19 protein-coding genes are annotated in these 19,955 nt (G+C 63.0%); 15 read left to right on the top strand and 4 right to left on the bottom strand.

The features are described from left to right. Positions 1-47: 47 nt before the first annotated feature. Positions 48-1,001: a sugar-binding transcriptional regulator gene (locus tag BC360_RS14205; protein WP_065795638.1), complete on the bottom strand. Its 954-nt coding sequence runs from the start codon at positions 999-1,001 to the stop codon at positions 48-50. Positions 1,002-1,317: 316 nt separating this feature from the next. Here BC360_RS14205 and BC360_RS14200 point away from each other — a divergent pair, with 316 nt between their 5' ends. Together BC360_RS14200 and preA are read left to right on the top strand one after the other, a co-directional pair. Continuing rightward, positions 1,318-2,679 carry an NAD(P)-dependent oxidoreductase gene (locus BC360_RS14200; protein ID WP_065783111.1) on the top strand — a complete coding sequence of 454 codons (1,362 nt, stop codon included), beginning with the start codon at positions 1,318-1,320 and terminating at the stop codon, positions 2,677-2,679. A gap of 20 nt (positions 2,680-2,699) precedes the next feature. Beyond that, positions 2,700-4,013, top strand: coding sequence for an NAD-dependent dihydropyrimidine dehydrogenase subunit PreA (gene preA / locus BC360_RS14195; RefSeq protein ID WP_065795637.1), 1,314 nt, complete (start codon positions 2,700-2,702; stop codon positions 4,011-4,013). Positions 4,014-4,070: 57 nt separating this feature from the next. Here the strand turns inward: preA and BC360_RS14190 are convergent, their stop codons facing one another. Next, positions 4,071-5,081: a zinc-dependent alcohol dehydrogenase family protein gene (locus BC360_RS14190; RefSeq protein ID WP_413813745.1), complete on the bottom strand. Its 1,011-nt coding sequence runs from the start codon at positions 5,079-5,081 to the stop codon at positions 4,071-4,073. Between the two features lie 118 nt (positions 5,082-5,199). Between BC360_RS14190 and BC360_RS14185 the strand changes: the two genes are divergently transcribed. The 4 genes from BC360_RS14185 to BC360_RS14170 all read left to right on the top strand — a co-directional run bounded on the left by BC360_RS14185 (position 5,200) and on the right by BC360_RS14170 (position 9,329). Further along, positions 5,200-6,099, top strand: a complete 900-nt coding sequence (locus BC360_RS14185; RefSeq protein WP_065795636.1) for a LysR family transcriptional regulator — start codon at positions 5,200-5,202, stop codon at positions 6,097-6,099. 63 nt (positions 6,100-6,162) lie between these two features. Next, entirely contained in the window at positions 6,163-6,534 is a 372-nt protein-coding gene (locus BC360_RS14180; RefSeq protein ID WP_065795635.1) for a VOC family protein, read from the top strand. A 139-nt stretch (positions 6,535-6,673) separates the two neighbouring features. Next, positions 6,674-8,350: an adenylate/guanylate cyclase domain-containing protein gene (locus tag BC360_RS14175; protein ID WP_065795682.1), complete on the top strand. Its 1,677-nt coding sequence runs from the start codon at positions 6,674-6,676 to the stop codon at positions 8,348-8,350. Positions 8,351-8,399: 49 nt separating this feature from the next. Further along, positions 8,400-9,329: a DMT family transporter gene (locus tag BC360_RS14170; protein ID WP_065783116.1), complete on the top strand. Its 930-nt coding sequence runs from the start codon at positions 8,400-8,402 to the stop codon at positions 9,327-9,329. A 12-nt stretch (positions 9,330-9,341) separates the two neighbouring features. On the opposite strand, the gene rutR is transcribed toward BC360_RS14170, so the two are convergent. Next, positions 9,342-9,995 (bottom strand): HTH-type transcriptional regulator RutR, encoded by a 654-nt coding sequence (rutR, locus tag BC360_RS14165; protein WP_065783149.1) that lies wholly within the window; start codon positions 9,993-9,995, stop codon positions 9,342-9,344. Positions 9,996-10,279: 284 nt separating this feature from the next. Here rutR and BC360_RS14160 point away from each other — a divergent pair, with 284 nt between their 5' ends. Both BC360_RS14160 and hydA read left to right on the top strand, forming a co-directional pair. Further along, the gene (locus BC360_RS14160; RefSeq protein ID WP_139110035.1) at positions 10,280-11,530 is read left to right on the top strand and encodes a Zn-dependent hydrolase; all 1,251 of its coding nucleotides are present in this window, start codon (positions 10,280-10,282) and stop codon (positions 11,528-11,530) included. 82 nt (positions 11,531-11,612) lie between these two features. Then, the gene (gene hydA / locus BC360_RS14155; RefSeq protein ID WP_065795633.1) at positions 11,613-13,067 is read left to right on the top strand and encodes a dihydropyrimidinase; all 1,455 of its coding nucleotides are present in this window, start codon (positions 11,613-11,615) and stop codon (positions 13,065-13,067) included. Positions 13,068-13,165: 98 nt separating this feature from the next. On the opposite strand, the gene BC360_RS14150 is transcribed toward hydA, so the two are convergent. After that, positions 13,166-13,579 (bottom strand): cupin domain-containing protein, encoded by a 414-nt coding sequence (locus BC360_RS14150; RefSeq protein ID WP_065795632.1) that lies wholly within the window; start codon positions 13,577-13,579, stop codon positions 13,166-13,168. Positions 13,580-13,700: 121 nt separating this feature from the next. Here BC360_RS14150 and BC360_RS14145 point away from each other — a divergent pair, with 121 nt between their 5' ends. From BC360_RS14145 to BC360_RS14115, 7 genes are all read left to right on the top strand, one after another. Further along, a complete protein-coding gene (locus BC360_RS14145; protein WP_065783150.1) occupies positions 13,701-14,492 on the top strand; it encodes an ABC transporter ATP-binding protein in 792 nt (263 codons plus the stop codon). Continuing rightward, positions 14,482-14,958, top strand: a complete 477-nt coding sequence (locus BC360_RS14140) for a GNAT family N-acetyltransferase (protein WP_065783120.1) — start codon at positions 14,482-14,484, stop codon at positions 14,956-14,958. The genes BC360_RS14145 and BC360_RS14140 overlap by 11 nt, the downstream gene beginning before the upstream one ends. After that, positions 14,955-15,290 carry a hypothetical protein gene (locus BC360_RS14135; protein ID WP_065783121.1) on the top strand — a complete coding sequence of 112 codons (336 nt, stop codon included), beginning with the start codon at positions 14,955-14,957 and terminating at the stop codon, positions 15,288-15,290. The genes BC360_RS14140 and BC360_RS14135 overlap by 4 nt, the downstream gene beginning before the upstream one ends. Before the next feature lie 2 nt (positions 15,291-15,292). Next, positions 15,293-16,177 (top strand): ABC transporter permease, encoded by an 885-nt coding sequence (locus BC360_RS14130; protein WP_065783122.1) that lies wholly within the window; start codon positions 15,293-15,295, stop codon positions 16,175-16,177. Then, on the top strand, positions 16,174-17,043 hold the full coding sequence (locus tag BC360_RS14125) for an ABC transporter permease (RefSeq protein ID WP_065795631.1): 870 nt from the start codon (positions 16,174-16,176) through the stop codon (positions 17,041-17,043). Before BC360_RS14130 ends, BC360_RS14125 begins: the two co-directional genes overlap by 4 nt. Before the next feature lie 89 nt (positions 17,044-17,132). Beyond that, complete coding sequence (locus tag BC360_RS14120; RefSeq protein ID WP_065783124.1) at positions 17,133-18,125, top strand: ABC transporter substrate-binding protein; 993 nt, start codon at positions 17,133-17,135, stop codon at positions 18,123-18,125. Positions 18,126-18,764: 639 nt separating this feature from the next. Beyond that, a complete protein-coding gene (locus BC360_RS14115; RefSeq protein ID WP_065795630.1) occupies positions 18,765-19,952 on the top strand; it encodes an efflux RND transporter periplasmic adaptor subunit in 1,188 nt (395 codons plus the stop codon). Positions 19,953-19,955 lie beyond the last annotated feature (3 nt).

Raw genomic sequence — 19,955 nt, 5'->3', positions numbered from 1 at the left:
CAAAAGGCCGGCGCATGGCCGGCCCTTCCCAAGCTTAATCGCTGCGATCAGGCGTTGAGCAGATAGGCGGCGGTCGCCTCGTCGGTGATAATGCCGTTGATGATCCGCCCCTTGAGCGCGGCCCTCAGCGCCTCGTATTTGCGCCGTCCCTTGGCGAAACCGATCACCGACGCATTGTCGCGAGAGGGTAGCGGAACCGAGGCGACGCGGTCGTTGAAGCTGCCGGCCAGCAATGCGCCGTCGTGGTCGAACATCCAGCCGCAGATTTCCCCGGCGGCGCCGGACCTCGTCAGTTCCCCCATTTCGTCCTGTGACAGAAATCCATCCTGGCAAAGCGGCGCCTCGGGGCCGAGCTCGCCGACGCCCACGAAGGCGACATTGGCCTGCGCCCCGAGCTTCAGCGCCACCTGAACGAGGCTCTGGCTGTGCAGCACCGCGCGTTCTTCCGGCGACGAGGCAAGCACCGGCAGCGGCATCGGAAAATGCCGTGCCTTGACCGCATCGGCCATGCTGAAGATGACGTTGTAATAGGCGGCCGAGCCGTCGAGCCTGATATTGCCGGTCAAGGAGACGATGCGGTGCTGCGGACATTCCATCGCCGGCAGCTGGTCGATCGCTGCCTTCAGGGTGCGGCCTGTGCCGATCGCCAGCACCTGGGGCTCCGGTGACTTGAGCCAGCGCTCGATCTCGGCCGCGCCGGCCTCGGCGATACCGACCGTGGTCGAACTCGATCCGGGATCGCTCGGGACAACGTCGACATGCTTCAGGTCGTATTTCTCGCGAAGCCTTTCGGCGGCCTCCAGACATGCGGCGATCGGGTGGTCGAGCCGGACCTTGATCAGGCGTTCGGCCATGGCAAGTGAAACGAGCCGTTGCGCCGATTGGCGCGAGATGCCCATGACCGTGGCGATCTCGTCCTGGGTGCGGCCGGCGACATAGTAGAGCCAACCCGCGCGGGCAGCATCGTCCAGCCTGTTGTTCGCCTCAGCCCTGCGCGCCATGCCTATTCTCCATTCCCCCCGCGATTGCGATGTTTTTGGGTCGAATCAGCCCAAAAACATCGCAATCGCTTCCCTTAAAGCTAGAGCGGGATGCGGGCAGAAAACCGCACACACTTTTCCTCATCCCGCTCCAATTTGCTGCCACTATTTGCCCTGCCCTGTCAAACAGCACCCAAGAACAATGGCTTGGCAGGTCTGCCGCAAAGTCCGGGATCGCAAGGCTTTCCGGTTATTTCGACGCCAAACTTTTACCGTTTGATAAAAAAATAAAGCGTGTTACCGTTCCATCATCCTGAGAAAACATTGGGAGCCAAAAATGGGAACGACGCAATCTGGGATACTCGGCGGCCGCCTGCCGCTCGCGGACTACGAAACCAATTTCTCCGACCTCCATCCAGCCCTCGACAGGCACGAGGCATTGGTCGCATCCGACCGCTGTTACTTCTGTCATGATGCACCCTGCATGACGGCCTGTCCCACTTCCATCGATATCCCGCTGTTCATTCGGCAGATATCGACGGGCAACCCGATCGGCTCGGCCAAGACGATCTTCGACCAGAACATTCTGGGCGGCATGTGCGCCCGCGTCTGTCCCACCGAAACGCTCTGCGAACAGGCCTGCGTGCGCAACACGGCCGAGGAGCGTCCGGTCGAGATCGGCCGCCTGCAGCGCTACGCGACCGACATCGCGATGAAGGAGAACAAGCAGTTCTACACCCGCGCTGCGACCTCCGGCCGGAGGGTCGCCGTCGTCGGCGCCGGCCCGGCCGGGCTTGCCTGCGCCCACCGTCTCGCGGTCAAGGGCCACGAAGTCGTGATCTACGACGCCCGCGAGAAATCCGGCGGCCTCAACGAATACGGCATCGCCGCCTACAAATCCGTCGATGATTTCGCGCAGAGCGAAGTCGACTACGTGCTGTCGATCGGCGGCATCGAAGTCCGCCACGGCCAGGCGCTCGGCCGCGACTTCTCGCTTGGCGATCTGACCGAGCAATATGACGCCGTGTTCCTCGGCCTCGGCCTTGCCGGCGTCAACGCGCTGCGCATCGAAGGCGAAAACGCGGAAGGGCTCGACGACGCCGTCGACTTCATCGCCGCCCTTCGCCAGTCGAAGACCAAGGCCGACATTCCCGTCGGTCGCCGGGTCGTCGTTCTCGGCGGCGGCATGACCGCCATCGACGCCGCCGTCCAGGCCAAGCTGCTCGGCGCCGAGGAAGTGACGATCTGTTACCGCCGCGGCAAGGAGCACATGAACGCTTCCGAATTCGAGCAGGATCTGGCGACGTCCAAGGGCGTAACCATCCGCCATTGGCTGCAGCCCAAGCGCATCGCGCTCAAGGACGGCAAGGTCGCCGGCATCGAGCTCGAATACACCACGCTCGTAGATGAAAAGCTGACCACGACGGGGGAAACGGGTATCATTGCCGCCGACCAGATCTTCAAGGCGATCGGTCAGACCTTCGAGGCGTCCGGCCTCGGATCGCTTGCGTTCGAAGCCGGCCGCATCGTCACCGATGCCGAAGGCAAGACCTCAGCTGCCAATGTCTGGGCCGGCGGCGACTGCGTGCTGGGCGGCGAGGACCTGACGGTTTCCGCCGTCGCCATGGGTCGCGATGCCGCAGAAGCGATCAACCGGGCTTTCGCCGCGGCCATGCCGCGCGCGAGTGCCGTTGCATAACGGATCGGGAGGACGGAACAATGGCTGATCTTCGCAACAATTTTGTCGGCATCAAATCCCCGAACCCGTTCTGGCTGGCGTCCGCGCCGCCCACGGACAAGGCCTATAACGTCGAGCGTGCCTTCAAGGCGGGCTGGGGCGGCGTCGTCTGGAAGACGCTCGGCGAGGAAGGGCCGCCTGTCGTCAACGTCAACGGGCCGCGCTACGGCGCGATCTGGGGCGCCGACCGCCGGCTGCTCGGTCTCAACAACATCGAGCTCATCACCGACCGCGATCTTTATGTGAACCTGCGGGAAATGAAGCAGGTCAAGATGAACTGGCCGGACCGGGCCCTGATCGCCTCGATCATGGTGCCCTGCGAGGAAGAGGCGTGGAAGTCGATCCTGCCACTGGTGGAAGAAACCGGCGCCGACGGCATCGAGCTCAACTTCGGCTGTCCGCATGGCATGTCCGAGCGCGGCATGGGTGCTGCCGTCGGACAGGTGCCGGAATATATCGAGATGGTCGTGCGCTGGTGCAAGCAGTACACGCGCATGCCCGTCATCACCAAGCTGACGCCCAACATTACCGACATCCGTAAGCCGGCGCGCGCAGCCAAAGCGGGCGGCACCGACGCCGTGTCGCTGATCAACACGATCAATTCGATCGTCTCCGTCGATCTCGACAACTTCGCCCCGAACCCGACGGTCGGCGGCAAGGGCACCCATGGTGGCTATTGCGGCCCGGCGGTCAAGCCGATCGCGCTCAACATGGTCGCAGAGATTGCCCGCGATCCGGAGACCTACGGCCTGCCGATCTCCGGCATCGGTGGCATCACCACCTGGCGCGATGCGGCCGAGTTCCTGGTGCTTGGCGCCGGCAACGTGCAGGTCTGCACCGCGGCGATGACCTACGGCTTCAAGATCGTCCAGGAAATGATCTCCGGCCTGTCGGACTGGATGGATGCCAAGGGTCACCGCAACCTCGACGACATCACCGGCCGCGCCGTGCCGAATGTCACCGACTGGCAGTACCTCAACCTCAACTACGTCGCCAAGGCCAAGATCGATCAGGATTCCTGCATCAAGTGCGGCCGCTGTCACATCGCCTGCGAGGACACCTCGCACCAGGCGATCACCCAGTTCGTCAACGGCGTGCGCCACTTCGAGGTGATGGACGACGAGTGCGTCGGCTGCAATCTCTGCGTCAGCGTCTGTCCCGTCGAGAACTGCATCACCATGGAAGAGCTGCCGGCAGGTGCCATGGACCAGCGCACCGGCAAGCCGGTCGATCCGAACTACGCCAACTGGACGACCCATCCCAACAACCCGATGGCCCGCCAGGCCGCGGAATGACCAAAACCGACGCCGCCGGATTGTTGTCCGGCGGCGGCGGTTCGAAATGATGCCCGATCAGACCTCGACCACCACCTTGCCGAAGGCGCCACGATCGAGATGCGCCAGCGCCACGGGGAAATCCTCGAACCGGTAGCGCGCATCGACCACCGGCTTCAGACCGGTTTGATCGACAGCCGCCACCAGATCCTCAAGCGCCCGGCGATGGCCGACGCCGATGCCCTGAATGACAGGCGACTTCAACAGCACCGGCGGCACCGGCGCCGAGATTTCGGCGCCTTCGAGCACGCCGATGACCGAGATCCGGCCCTGCACCGCCACCGCCTGCAACGACCGGCCGAGATTGGCGCCACCGGCGAGCTCCAGGATATGATCGGCGCCGTGATCGTCGGTGATCTCAAGAACACGCTCCACCCAGTCTTCGTTGACGCGGTCGATGCCATGGTCGGCGCCGAGTTCGAGGGCGCGCTTGAGCTTGTCGCGGCTTGCCGACGTCACGATGACTTCGGCCCCATGCGCCTTGGCGATCTGCAGCCCGAACAGCGAGACACCGCCCGTCCCCTGCACGACGACGCGGTCACCCGCCTTCGGGCGTCCCTTCTCGACCAGCGCAAACCAGGCCGTCACACCGGCGCAGGGCAACGTGCTCGCCTCCCCGTCGTCGAGGCTCTTTGGCGCCTGCACGAACCAGTCCTCAGGGAATGCGACATATTCGGAAGCGACACCCGGGTTGAGGCCGCCGAGTGCAAACGACGTTGGCCGGCGGGCAGTCCCCGGTTTTTGACCGTCGATCCAGGAGGGGTCGAAGACGGAAATGACGCGATCGCCAGGCTGGAAACGCGTCACGTCGCTGCCGACCGCCTCGACCACGCCCGCCATGTCGGAACCCGGCACGAAGGGGAAGACGAGCGGCATGCCCATGCCGTCTTCCAGCACCAGCTTGTCGCGAAAGTTGAGCGACACGGCGGTCGTGCGAACCAGCACCTCGCCCGGCCCCGCCTGCGGAACGGGCCGCTCGTTAAGCTTCAGGTTCTGTGCGCCGAATGTATCGATCGTCCATTCCTTCATCAGTCTTGCCACGGTCTTTCCTTTCATCGGATTGATCTGATGAAGAAAGCATAGCGTTGAAATTATCTCTCCAGTTGCGATATGATTTCGTCATATTGGTTCCCTGAAGGATACAAATATGAGCTACCTGAACGGCGTTTCGGTATTCGTGGAGGCGGCCGACGCGGGCGGTTTTTCCGCAGCTGCCGAGAGGCTCAACCTGTCGCGCTCCGCCGTCGGCAAGACGGTTGCCAAGCTGGAACAAAGGCTGGGCGTTCGCCTGTTTCATCGCACCACCCGCACCCAGAGTCTGACCGACGAGGGTCAGTTGTTCTACGAAAACTGCCTGAGGGCGCTCAGCGAAATCAGGGCCGGCGAGGCGCTGCTGGAGTCCGGCAAGCAGGAAATCCAGGGACGTCTGCGCCTGTCGATGCCCGTGCATTTCGGCCGTCAATGCGTCATGCCGCTGCTGTCGGAGCTACTCTCCCAGCATCCGCGGCTGGAGTTCGACCTCAACTTCAGCGATCGCAATGTCGACCTCGTCGAGGACGGCTTCGATCTCGCCATCCGCACCGGCCCGCTTCGGGGTGAGCCCGAACTTATGATGCGCAAGATCGCCGACCAGCGCATGACCGTGTGCGCCTCTCCCGCCTATATCGAGGCGAACGGGGCGCCGGAGACGATCGAAGATCTGATGAGACATCAGGCGATCCTCTATCGGCGCAGCGGGCAGCCGCTCGCCTGGTCCTTTCCGGCAAAAGCCGGCCAGACGCAGGCCATCACGCCGCCGTCGCGACTGCGGCTCGACGACCTGACGTCGATCGCCGACGCGGCGACCGACGGTTTTGGCATCGCCTGGCTACCCTGCTGGCTTGTGGGCAACCGCATCGCCTCCGGCTCGCTCGTCCGCATACTGGCCGATGCGCCCGCCCTCTCCTATGGCACCTATGTCGTCTGGCCGAAAACCCAGTACATGCCGCCAAAGCTGCGCCTGCTCATCGATACGCTTGCCGCACACCTGCCGCCCATGATGGAATGACCCTAACGGCTGCCTCCGTTGTGAGCGTGGCCGACCAACGCTTAAGTCAGGGAGGCAATCGACATGCAGAAAGTGGCAGGCATCGGCGGGCTCTTCTTCCGCAGCGACGATCCGGACGGGCTGGCCGCCTGGTACCAAACCCATCTCGGCATCGACCGCGTGCCGTCGAGCTACGACGACACCTGCTGGCAGCAGCGCGCCGGCAGCACGGTCTTCGCCCCGTTCAAGCGCGACAGCGACTATTTCGGCCGCAGTGAGCAGATGTGGATGTTGAACTTTCGTGTCGACGATCTCGACGCCATGACGGAGCAACTTCGCGCCGGGGGCATCGCGGTGACGATCGACCCGCAAACCTATCCGAATGGCCGCTTCGCCAGGCTTCACGACCCCGAGGGCAACCCGATCGAGCTCTGGCAGCCGAACCCCGCCGAATAGCGCCGGCAGCAGATGACGCGCAAGACACGAAAACGAAACAGATTGTGTAGAAAAGGTAAGTTGTCGGCGTATGCGATCTGGATAATAAAGGGGGAAATAACCGAAGCCGGTGTTTCGCCGGCAGAGCTGGGCTCGCTATTTGACGATCATTTCCGCCCATAGACGCAAGCGCATACACCTCGTTTCCGGGGCAGTGCTTGGCACATTCATCCTTGCCCATTTTCTCAACCATTCGCTCGGGCTGATCTCCATCGAGGCCATGGAGGCCGGCCGCAAGGTCTTCAACGCCGTCTGGCACAGCGTGCCCGGCACGGTCCTGCTCTATGGCGCGCTGCTGGCGCATTTCGCCATGGCGCTCGATAGCCTCTATCGCCGCCAGACACTGCGCATGCCGATGCGAGAGGCGCTCAAAATCGTCTTCGGCCTCAGCCTGCCGTTCCTGCTGATGGGCCACGTGACCGCCGCGCGGATCGAACCGCTGCTCACCGGTGTGGAGGCCGATTATCCCAGCATGCTGCGGGCGCTCTGGTCCAGCTGGACCAACGCCACCCGCCAGTCACTCGCCTTGCTGCTCGCCTGGAGCCATGGCTGTCTCGGTGCCTGGTTCTGGATGCGCGGACGGACCTGGTTTCCGCGCTACGAGATCCTGCTCTATACGATCGCGATCCTGGTGCCGATCTTCGCGCTTCTCGGCTTCTTCAGCGGCGCCCGCTCGCTCGAGCGCGTCTATGCGGAGCATGGCGGCTATGGCGACACCGCTCAGGTCAAGCCACCCTACGACGTCGACCTACTCGAAAATATCCGGCTCGGTCTTTATCTCGGCTTTGCCGGCCTGATCGCCGGCACCTTTGCCTTGCGTGTCCTACCCAAGGGGGGCCGCATCCGCGTGCGTTATCCCGATGGCCGCGTTGCGACCGTCAATCTCGGCTTCAGCGTGCTGGAGGCAAGCCGCGCCGCCGGCATCCCGCATGTCTCGGTCTGCGGCGGCCGCGGCCGCTGCTCCACCTGCCGTGTCCGCGTGATCCAGGGCCTCGAAGGCCAGCCGGAGCCCGAAGATGCCGAGCTGACGACGCTGACGCGGATCGGCGCCCCCGACAATGTCCGCCTTGCCTGCCAGTTCCGCCCGATCCACAACGTCACCGTCGTTCCTATCCTCGATACCGACAGCATCGGCATCAAGAAGCAGCTGGTACGCCAGGATGGCGAAGGCCGCGAGCGGCGCATCGCCGTGCTCTTCTGCGACCTGCGCGGCTTTACCAGCATCGCCGAGCACAAGCTGCCCTTCGATACCGTCTTCCTCCTGAACCGCTATTTCGAGATGGTCGGCGAAGCGGTGGAAGACTCGGGCGGCGTCATCGACAAGTTCATCGGCGACGGTGCGCTCGCCATCTTTGGCCTGAAGAACTCCTTTACCGAAGCCTGCCAGCAATCGCTTGCCGCCGCCGCGCGCATCTCCAAGGGCATCGATGCCCTCAACCAGACCTTCCACGGCGAGCTCGACGAGCCGCTGCGGATCGCGATCGGCATGCATGCCGGCCCCGCCATCATCGGCGAGATCGGCTACGGCCAGGCAACGTCGCTGACTGCCGTCGGCGACACGATCAATACGGCAAGCCGGCTGGAAGGCCTTGCCAAGGAGCATGACGCCCAGCTTGCCGTCTCGGCCGAGCTCGTCAACCGCGCCGGCGTGGTGATGGAGGCACACAAACGGCTCGACATCAGCCTTCGCGGGCGCCAGGCGACGCTCGAAACCTGGATCGTCGAGGACGCCGGCGATATCGCCAAGGCCTTGCAACCGTCAGCGGCTCCGGCTTAGGTGCGCGGGCGCACATGCGCCCCCGCCACCTCCAGTTCCGGAAGCAAGCATGAAACAGGACGTCTCGCCGAAAACGGCGCACCAGAGCCACGCCACCGGCGTCGAAAAGCTCAAGGCGCATCTGGCGATGCTGACCTTTTCGGCGCTGATCGCCGGTTCCTTCTCCTTCGGCGGATTGGCGGCGCAACATATGGGAGCCGGCCCGCTGACGCTCTGGCGCTACCTGCTGACCGTCGTCGTGCTGGGTGCGCTGACCTTCGGCTATGCCAGGGTGCCGTTTCATGTTCCCAAGCAGTTGTGGCGCTTCCTCATCCTCGGCGGGTTGATCGCCGTCTACATGCTGACGATGTTCAAGGCTCTGGAGTTTACCGACCCCGTATCGACGGGCGCGGTCTTCACGCTGATGCCGCTATTGAGCGCAGGCTTTGCCTTCCTGCTGCTCGGCCAGCACACCCGCCCAGGCGTGCTCGCGGGCCTCGTCATCGCAGCGCTTGGCGCCGTCTGGGTGATTTTTCGCGCCAATATCCAGGCGATCCTCGCCTTCGATATCGGCCAGGGCGAGCTGATCTTCTTCGTCGGCGTCATCTGCCACGCGATCTACGTGCCGCTCATCCGCAAGTTCGACCGCAAGGAGAACCCCTTCGCCTTCGGCTTCTGGGTCGCGGCCTTCACCGTGCCCTGGCTCCTGGTTCCCGGCGCCGCCGGCCTTGCCACCACCGACTTCACGAGCCTGCCGGCAATCGTCTGGATCGCCGTCGCCTATCTCGCCGTCGTGACGACAGCGATCACCTTCCTCTTGCTGCAGTACGCGTCGCTACGCCTGCCGTCGTCCAAGGTGCTCGGCTACGGCTATCTGACGCCCAGCTTCATCATTCTGCTTGAAGGCATTCTCGGCCACGGCTGGGTCAGCCTGCCGGTTCTCGCCGGCGCGCTGACGACGGCCTGCGGGCTGGCGCTGATGGCGTTGCTGCCCGACTGATCGCGACAGCATTCAGGAGATCGGCTGTTCGCTCACCTGCAGCCCGTCGACGAACAGGCGTTCGAGAAAACGCGCCGCGTCCTCGAACCGCCCCTCGCCGGAACTGCCCTGCCCGAGCACGGCCCTCACCTGCACGTCGAAGTCGGCATAATGCTGCGTCGTCGACCAGATCGCGAAGATCAGGTGGTAGGGGTCGCATTTGGCGATCTTGCCGGCTTTCGTCCAGGCGCGGATGACCTCCGCCTTCTCGTCGACGAGTTCCTTGAGCGGCCCCTTCAGTTCGTCTTCGATATGCGGCGCGCCCTGCAGCACCTCATTGGCGAAGAGCCGGCTTTCGCGCGGGAAATCCCGCGCCATCTCCAGCTTGCGCCTGATGTAGCTGCGGATTTCGGCAACCGGGTTTCCCTCGGCGTCGAACGCGCGCAACGGGTCGAGCCACGTATCCAGCACGCGATCGATCAGCGCCCGGTGCATCGCTTCCTTGGTGCGGAAATAATAGAGCAGGTTGGGCTTCGACATGCCGGCCACATCGGCGATCTGATCGACGGTCGCGCCGCGAAAGCCGTGCGCCGAAAACACCTCCAGCGCCGCCTCCAGAATCCGCTCTTCCTTCTCCTCCTGGATGCGTGTACGCCTCTGGGTCTTGGCCGCTCTCGGAAGTACCATTTCGCCCCCTGCCGGTGCCTGCGCGTCCATCCGCACAGGCGGTATCTGCCCAAATTTCGGCGCCGCCATCTTTTCGGGCAACAACTTCGTTTTTTTGTTTTTCCGGCTTGAGTGCCGCAACGGAAGTTGTAATGTTTACCAACCGGTCAAATTATCAGCCAGTTCGCCAGCAAAGGCAACGACTGATCGAAGGGCACCAGAAAAAACCAAGCCTGGATTTGACCAAGGGAACATGAAGGGCATGCACCACCCAAGGTGCCGCCAAAAAGAATGAGGAGACCGCCGTGGCAGCACCTGGCGAGAACATGCGTGTCAATGCCGACCGCCTGTGGGATACGTTAATGGACATGGCCAAGATCGGCCCGGGCATCGCCGGCGGCAACAACCGCCAGACGCTCACCGACGAGGATGGCGAAGGCCGCAAGCTCTTCCAGTCCTGGTGCGAGCAGGCGGGCCTGACCATGGGTGTCGACACCATGGGCAACATGTTCTTCACCCGGCCCGGCACCGACCCCGACGCCCTTCCGGTATATGTCGGCTCCCATCTCGACACGCAGCCGACCGGCGGCAAGTTCGACGGCGTGCTCGGCGTGCTTTCGGGCCTTGAGGTCGTGCGTTCGATGAACGATCTCGGCATCAAGACCAAGCACCCGATTGTCGTCACCAACTGGACCAACGAGGAAGGGGCGCGGTTCGCGCCGGCGATGCTCGCCTCCGGCGTTTTTGCCGGCGTCCACAGCCAGGACTTTGCCTATGGCCGCAAGGACCCGGAAGGAAAGGCCTTCGGCGACGAACTGAAGCGCATCGGCTGGGTCGGCGACGAAGAAGTCGGCGCCCGCAAGATGCACGCCTATTTCGAATACCACATCGAGCAGGGCCCGATCCTCGAGGCTGAAAACAAGGACATCGGCGTCGTCACCCACTGTCAGGGCCTGTGGTGGCTGGAGTTCACGCTGACCGGGCGCGAGGCCCATACCGGCTCGACCCCGATGAACATGCGCGTCAACGCCGGCCTTGCCATGTCCCGCATCATCGAAATGGTTCAGGGCGTGGCGATGGAAAACCAGCCGGGCGCCGTCGGCGGCGTCGGCCAGGTGGTCTTCTCGCCCAACTCCCGCAACGTGCTGCCGGGCAAGGTCGTCTTCACCGTCGATATCCGCTCGCCCGACAAGGCCAAGCTCGACCGCATGCGCGCCAGGATCGAGGCGGAAGCGCCGAAGATCGCGGATGCCCTGGGTGTCGGCTGTTCCGTCGAGGCCATCGGCCACTTCGAGCCGGTGACGTTCGATCCGAAACTCGTCACCGCCGTGCGCAACGCCGCCGAAAGGCTCGGCTACAGCCACATGAACCTTATTTCCGGTGCCGGACACGATGCCTGCTGGGCGGCCAAGGTCGCCCCCACGACCATGGTCATGTGCCCCTGCGTCGGAGGCCTCAGCCACAACGAGGCGGAGGATATCTCCAGGGAGTGGGCCGGCGCCGGCGCTGACGTCCTCTTCCACGCCGTCGTCGAAACGGCCGAAATCGTCGAATGAGTTTGCGGGCGGGACGAAAGTTCCGCCCTTTTTCGTGGCGGCCAGCGGGCCACCGGAAGCACAATCGCGAGGATGAAAATCAATGAGCACTGTCATCAAGGGTGGAACCATCGTCACGGCCGACCTGACCTACAAGGCGGACGTGAAGATCGAAGGCGGCACGATCGTCGAGATCGGACCCAATCTTTCCGGCGACGAAACGCTCGACGCCAGCGGCTGTTTCGTCATGCCGGGCGGCATCGACCCGCACACCCATCTCGAAATGCCCTTCATGGGCACCTACTCCTCAGACGATTTCGAAAGCGGCACACGGGCCGCGCTCGCCGGTGGCACGACCATGGTGGTGGATTTCGCCCTGCCCTCGCCCAACCAGTCGCTGCTCGAAGCGCTTAATATGTGGGACAACAAGTCCACTCGCGCCAATTGCGACTATTCCTTCCACATGGCGATCACCTGGTGGAGCGAGCAGGTCTTCAACGAGATGGAGACCATCGTCAAAGACAAGGGCATCAATACCTTCAAGCACTTCATGGCCTATAAGGGCGCGCTGATGGTCGACGACGACGAGATGTTCTCGTCGTTCCAGCGCTGCGCTGCGCTCGGCGCTTTGCCGCTCGTCCATGCGGAGAACGGCGACGTGGTCGCCCAGCTGCAGGCGAAGCTGCTGGCGGAAGGCAACAACGGGCCGGAAGCGCACGCCTATTCGCGGCCGGCCGAAGTCGAGGGCGAGGCCACCAACCGCGCGATCATGATCGCCGACATGGCCGGCAGCCCGGTCTATATCGTCCACACTTCGTGCGAGCAGGCGCACGAAGCGATCCGCCGCGCCCGCGCCAAGGGCATGCGCGTCTTCGGCGAACCGCTGATCCAGCACCTGACGCTCGACGAAACCGAATATTTCAACAAGGACTGGGACCACGCCGCCCGCCGCGTGATGTCGCCGCCGTTCCGCAACAAGCAGCACCAGGACTCACTCTGGGCCGGCCTTGCGTCCGGTTCGCTGCAGGTGGTCGCGACCGACCATTGTGCCTTTACGAGCGCGCAGAAGCGTTCTGGCGTCGGTGACTTCACCAAAATCCCCAACGGCACCGGCGGGCTCGAAGACCGCATGCCGATGCTGTGGACCCACGGCGTCAACACCGGCCGCATCACCATGAACGAGTTCGTGGCCGTCACCTCGACGAACATCGCCAAGATCCTCAATATCTACCCGAAGAAGGGCGCCATTCTTGTCGGCGCCGACGCCGATATCGTCGTCTGGGATCCGAAGCGCACGAAGACGATCTCCGCCACGACCCAGCAGTCTGCAATCGACTACAACGTCTTCGAGGGCAAGGAGGTGAAGGGCCTGCCGCGTTACACGCTGACGCGCGGGATCGTCGCCATCGAGGAAAGCACGATCAAGACCCGCGAGGGTCATGGCGAATTCGTCCGCCGCGATCCGTTCCCGGCGGTCAGCACCGCGCTCTCCACCTGGAAGGAAGTCACCGCTCCGCGCGCCGTCCAGCGCAGCGGGATCCCGGCAACCGGGGTGTAACCTTGGTGTTTCGCGGCCTGCACGTCTTCACACCGCTCTGTCCCACCGGACATGTCCCGCCGAACCGGCGGGACGCTTCGGTGCGGTTGCAGGTCGCGTCATCCAGGCACGAGAGCGTCGAGCTCCGGCAAGAGGACGACGCTTTCCTGCCCCTTGGGGTCGGTGCGGGCGATCACCGCCGAACATGGCGCGTCGGACAGGTTCGCCGGCAGATGCGGCACGCCGGCCGGAATGTAGAACATCTCGCCGGCGCGCACGACGACATGCTCCTCGAGCCGCTCGCCGAACCAGGTGTGCGCCTCCCCCGACAGCACATAGATCGCCGTCTCATGACCCTCGTGCAGGTGCGCCTTCGCACGGGCGCCGGGTGGGATCGTCAGCAGATGCATGCAGATGCCGGTCGCGCCGACGGTTTCCGCCGCGATGCCCTCGAAATAGCTGAGCCCCTGCATTCCGGCATATCCGTTGCCGGGGCGAACCACGCGACAGCCAGGATTGGATGATCGAGACATGACTGTTCTCCAGAATTCCCTGAAAAACCAGCAGCAAACGGCTCCGCTTACAAATCCGCGATTGCATGTTGCCGGTCCGGATAGCAGTCTGACACAGCCAAGCCAGAATGAGTATTCGCCGATGACGTCCAATACCGCATCCGTGGTTTCGGCCCGGAACCTCTGCCTGACTTTCGAGACCGCCGACGGCCCGGTCAACGCGCTGACCGGCGTCAATCTTGATGTCGCCAAGGGCGATTTCGTTTCCTTCATCGGCCCCTCCGGCTGCGGCAAGACGACGTTCCTGCGCGTCATCGCCGATCTGGAAAAGGCGACCTCCGGCACGATCACCGTCAACGGCATGACGCCCGAAGAAGCCCGGCGCCAGCGCGCCTATGGTTATGTCTTCCAGGCGGCGGCGCTCTATCCCTGGCGCACGATCGAGAAGAACATCGCCCTACCGCTGGAGATCATGGGCTATTCGAGGCAGGAGCAGAAGGCGCGCATCGACCGCACGCTGGACCTCGTCAACCTCGCCGGCTTCGGCAAAAAATACCCATGGCAGCTCTCCGGCGGCATGCAGCAGCGCGCATCGATCGCCCGTGCGCTTGCCTTCGACGCCGATCTTCTCTTGATGGACGAGCCCTTCGGCGCGCTCGACGAGATCGTCCGCGACCACCTGAACGAGCAGCTCCTGAAGCTCTGGGCTCGCACCAACAAGACCATCTGTTTCGTCACCCATTCCATTCCCGAAGCGGTTTATCTCTCGACCAAGATCGTGGTGATGAGCCCGCGGCCCGGCCGCGTCACCGACATCATCGAATCGCCTCTGCCGCGCGAACGCCCGCTCGGCATTCGCGAAACGCCCGAATTTCTCGAGGTTGCCCATCGCGTGCGCGAAGGCCTGAGAGCGGGGCACAGCTATGAGGAATAGCGGGGCGTCTTCGACCATCTGCCGTGCTGCAGCACGGGCCGACATGAGCGCCTGCGCCGACATTCTGAACCGCTGGATCGACGCGACCCCGTGGATGCCGCGGATACACGACCATGCCGACGTCGAGCGGTTTTATGTCGAGACGGTTTTTGTCGAACGGACGGTGGTCGTCGCCGAGCGGGACGACCGGGTCGCGGGTTTCATGGCACTCTCCAGCAATCATTATGTGACGGCGCTTTATGTCGACGACGCCTGCCGCGGCATAGGCGTCGGCAGCGATCTGCTCAAGACCGCCAAATCGCTGTCCGCAAGCGAATTGAACCTTTGGACCTTTGAGGCAAACGGCAAAGCCCAGCGCTTCTATGAACGACAGGGTTTTTCGGCCGTTCGCCGCACCGATGGCGACAACGAGGAAAGCCTGCCTGACATTCTCTACCATTGGCGCGGAGCGGAGGGGCGGCCATGAACCTTGCCTATGTCCTCTGGCTACTGCTTGCCACGACCATCTTTCTCGGCGGCGCGACGGCTTCGCGCGCCTATGTCTCCAACAGCCATATCGGCGTGCTGGTCGTGGCACTCGGGCTCTACATGATCGGCAACATCATCATGGTAAAACTGATGCGTGATGGCGGGCTTGGCCTTGCGATCTCGCTGTCGGCCATAGTCCAACTGGTTCTCGTCAACATCATCGCCTTTGCTGTGTTCGGCGAAAGGCTCAGCCTCACCCAGGCGGCCGGCGTCATGCTCGGCATCGCCGCCATGGGCCTGATGTTGCTGCCGGCAAGCGGAAAGGCATGACCATGCGCGAGGAAAGCTTTCTCAGGGACAAACTCTTGCCCGTCGGCACCGTTGTCGCGCTGCTGATCGTGGTCTGGTACATCGCTGTCGTCTTCCTGAACGCGCCCTTCGAGCGCGACACCGCCGCCCGCGCCGGCACCGAGATCAGTTTCTCGCAGATCGTTCACAACACCATGGCGCAGGAACGGCCGGTGCTGCCGGCACCGCATCAGGTTATTGCCGAGATCTGGGACACGACGTTCAACAAGCCGATCACCTCGAAACGCAGCCTGGTCTATCACGCCTGGATCACGCTCTCGGCCACCCTGCTCGGTTTCGGCATCGGCGCTGTGCTCGGCATCCTCCTGGCCGTCGGCATCGTCCACAACCGCGCCATGGACCGATCGCTGATGCCCTGGGTGATCGCCAGCCAGACGATCCCGATCCTCGCCGTCGCGCCGATGATCATCGTCGTCCTGAACGCGATTGGTATCTCCGGCCTGCTGCCGAAGGCGCTGATCTCGACCTACCTCTCCTTCTTCCCCGTGGTCGTCGGCATGGTGAAGGGCCTGCGCAGTCCCGAGGCGATCCAGCTTGACCTTATGCACACCTACAACGCCTCGCAGGCACAGACCTTCTGGAAACTGCGCTGGCCGTCGTCGATGCCCTATCTCTTCACCTCGCTGAAGGTTGCCGTCGCCATTTCGCTCGTCGGCGCCATTGTCGGCGAACTGCCGACCGGCGCCGTGGCCGGCCTCGGCGCCCGCCTGCTGGCCGGCTCCTATTACGGCCAGACCGTGCAGATCTGGTCGGCTCTATTCATGGCGGCAGCGCTGGCTGCCGTCCTGGTGATGATCGTCGGCTTTGCACACACCGCCGTCCTGAAGCGCATGGGGGCCAAGCCATGAACCTTCCGATCCTGATTGGCGCCATCGTCTTCTGGCTTGCCGCCTGGGCCTTCAACGAATGGCTGGTGCGCCAGCGTTTTGAAAGCGATGTCGCCAACAGCGCTGCACGCTTCGCCGTACCGCTCCTCTTCGGCATCACCCTTCTGGTGCTTTGGGAGGGCATCGTGCGGGGCTTTTCCGTGCCTTCGGTCCTGCTGCCGGCACCGTCGATGATCTGGCAGCGCCTGATCAACTCGCTGCCGACGCTGGCGGCAGACTTCCGCCAGACCTTCCTGAAGGCGGTGCTGACGGGCTATGCGCTCGGTTGCGGCCTCGGCTTCGTCGTTGCCATCCTCATCGATCGTTCGCCCTTCCTGCAGAAGGGACTGCTGCCGCTCGGCAACTTCGTCTCGGCGCTGCCGGTCATCGGCGTCGCCCCCATCATGGTCATGTGGTTCGGCTTCGACTGGCAGTCCAAGGTCGCCGTCGTCGTCATCATGACGTTCTTCCCGATGCTGGTGAACACCATCGCCGGCCTGGCGGCGGCCAGCCACATGGAGCGCGACCTGATGCGCACCTATGCCGCCTCCTGGTGGCAGACGCTCGTCAAGCTGCGCCTGCCGGCCGCCTGGCCGTTCATCTTCAACGCGCTCAAGATCAATTCCACCCTGGCGCTGATCGGCGCCATCGTCGCCGAATTCTTCGGGACACCCATTGTCGGCATGGGGTTCCGGATCTCCACGGAAGTGGGCCGCATGAACGTCGACATGGTCTGGGCCGAAATCGCCGTCGCGGCGGTGGCAGGTTCGGCTTTTTACGGGGTGGTGGCACTCATCGAGCGCGCCGTCACCTTCTGGCATCCCTCCGTCCGCGGAGGGCGCGCCTGAGAAAGACGCAATTCCAGGAAAGGCATCGAACGGTTTTCCCGGAATGGCTTGGTTCAAAGAAAATGAAGCAAAAACAAGAGGGAACTGACATGAACAAGAGACTTGCATCGCTCCTCGCCGCAGGCGTCTTTTCGCTTACAGCGTTCCAGGCCGAAGCCGCCGACAAGGTGACGCTGCAGCTGAAATGGGTCACGCAGGCCCAGTTCGCCGGTTACTACGTCGCCAAGGACAAGGGCTTTTACGAGGAAGAAGGGCTCGACGTCGACATCAAGCCCGGCGGCCCGGACATCGCGCCTGCGCAGGTGATTGCCGGTGGCGGCGCCGACGTCGTCGTCGACTGGATGCCTTCGGCCCTTGCCACCCGCGAAAAGGGCGTGCCGCTCGTCAACATCGCCCAGCCGTTCAAGAAATCGGGCATGATGTTGACCTGCCTCAAGGAGAGCGGCGTCACCAGCCCCGACAAGTTCAAGGGACACACCCTTGGCGTCTGGTTCTTCGGCAACGAATATCCGTTCCTGTCCTGGATGTCGCACCTGAAGATCCCGACCGATGGCGGGCCGGAAGGCGTGACGGTTCTGAAGCAGGGCTTTAACGTCGACCCGCTGATCCAGAAGCAGGCGGCCTGCATCTCGACCATGACCTACAACGAGTACTGGCAGGTCATCGACGCCGGCATCAAGCCGGACGATCTCGTGACCTTCCAGTATGAAGACCAGGGTGTGGCGACGCTCGAAGACGGCCTCTACGTGCTCGAAGACAAGCTCAAGGACGCGGCCTTCAAGGAGAAGATGGTCAAGTTCGTGCGCGCCTCGATGAAGGGCTGGAAATACGCCGAGGAAAACCCGGATGAAGCCGCCGGCATCGTTCTCGAAAATGACTCGACCGGCGCCCAGACGGAAAAACACCAGAAACGCATGATGGGCGAAGTGGCCAAGCTGACCGCCGGTTCGAACGGCGCTCTGGATGAAGCCGACTACAAGCGCACCGTGCAGTCGCTGCTTTCGGGCGGTTCCGATCCGGTCATCTCCAAGGAGCCGGAAGGCGCCTGGACGCACGAGATCACCGACGCAGCGCTGAAGTAAGAAGAACCGGGCTGAACGACAGGAAAGGGTCGCGCGACGGCAATCGCGCGGCCCTCTTCCGTTTCTGTGCAGGCCATTCATGGCCCACTACAACGCCGCGCGTCAAATATGACGCGCAAAGGACGCTGTAACACCTTAAATCTGCTGCATAATTTTCTCCTTAAATCGATTCCGATTTAAGGAATGATGCAGTAGGGTTGCCGCGAATTTCCGGGCGTGGGGGTGGCAATTCGAGGTCAACGGGCCGGTGATGCACCCCGATTGTCAAGATCGTGTCGAGATTGCAACCAAGACTGCAGAACAGAAGAAATATTGAGGAACCATCACTTCACCGCACTTGTAAGCACATGATGTGAAGATTACATAGGCGCGGATGTTTGTTGGAGGCAAGCAACACGGAGGAGTTCATTTTCCGAACGGTTTGCTTGAGGAAGTCTATCCCCGTCCTGCCCGCGCTCACGGTCTGATACCGTGTGAGCGGCGCATGAATACGATGGCCGTGCGCCTATGCATTGTTTCGCCTGGTTCGCGAAAACAAGGCGTCGGCGAAACTGAAAATCGCTTGATTGTACCGGGATCCGGCCTTGGAAGGCACAGATCCGCTTTTACGTCGTTTCCGTTGCCAGGATTGTAAAGCCGATGGCTCAGAAAGTATTACCTGTTCTCAGCGTTTGCGCTGCGATGATCATTGCTCCGTATTCAAGTGCATCTGCCGAAGAAGCGACCAAGGTCCAGCCGGCGCAGAGCCTGCCGTCGATCGTCGTCACCGAGGCCGTCGATCAGTCGATCAGCGATCGCGTCGTTGCAACCGGGACGATACAGGCCGTGGAGCAGGTCTATGTCGCGCCGCAGGTCGAGGGATTGTCGATCCGCGCGCTGAACGTCGATATCGGCGACAAGGTCGAAGAAGGTAGCGTACTCGTCGTTCTCAACGACGACGCCCTGCGGCTTGAAAAGAGCCAGCTCGAAGCGGCACTCGCCAAGGCGGAAGCCGGCCTCGCACAACTCAACGCCCAGCTCAGTGAAGCCAAGGCCAATTCCGAGGAAGCGACACGCGTCAGCGATCGCAACGCAGAGCTTGCCAAGAACGGCACGGTCTCGACGGCTGAAGCCGATCGTGTCCGCGCTCTTGCCGCAGCCACCCGTGCCCGCGTCCGCTCGGCCGAACAGGCCGTTGCCGTCTCCAGTGCCGATATCAAGGTGGCGCAAGCCCAGATCGATGACATCGATCTTCGCCTCACCCGCACCGAGGTCAAAGCCCCGGTCGCCGGTGTCATTTCCGCCAAGAACGCCAAGATCGGCGCGATCGCCAATGGCAGCGGCGAGCCGCTCTTTGCGATGATCCGCGACGGCGCGATCGAGATGAAGGCCGACGTTGCCGAAGCCGACATCATCAAGCTTGCGGTCGGCCAACCGGCGACGATCACTCTTGCGGGCGGCAACACCAAGGTCGAAGGCGCCATTCGACTGATCGCACCGACGGTCGATCCCGTGTCTCGTCTCGGCACCGTCTTCATCAGTCTCAAGGACACCACCAAGGCACGCTCGGGCATGTATGCCAACGCCGTCATCACCACCGAACAGAAGCAGGCTGTCGTTCTGCCGCAAACGGCGGTCACCAATGAGAACGGCAAAACCATCGTCCGCAAGGTCGACAATGGTGTGGTGAACATCGTGCCGGTGATAACGGGTATCTCCGACGGCAAGTTCGTCGAGGTTGTTGACGGGTTGAAGGCCGGCGAGCAGGTCGTGGCAAGGGCCGGCGCCTATGTGCGCGACGGCGACCGCATCAACCCCGTCAAATCAGCGCAACCAGCGACCAACTGACAG

It is taken from the genome of Ensifer sp. LC163 (genome assembly GCF_001695855.1).
Taxonomy (GTDB): Bacteria; Pseudomonadota; Alphaproteobacteria; order Rhizobiales; family Rhizobiaceae; genus Ensifer.
Note: the sequence above shows the minus strand (reverse complement) of the source record. Positions and strands in the feature narration are given on the sequence as shown.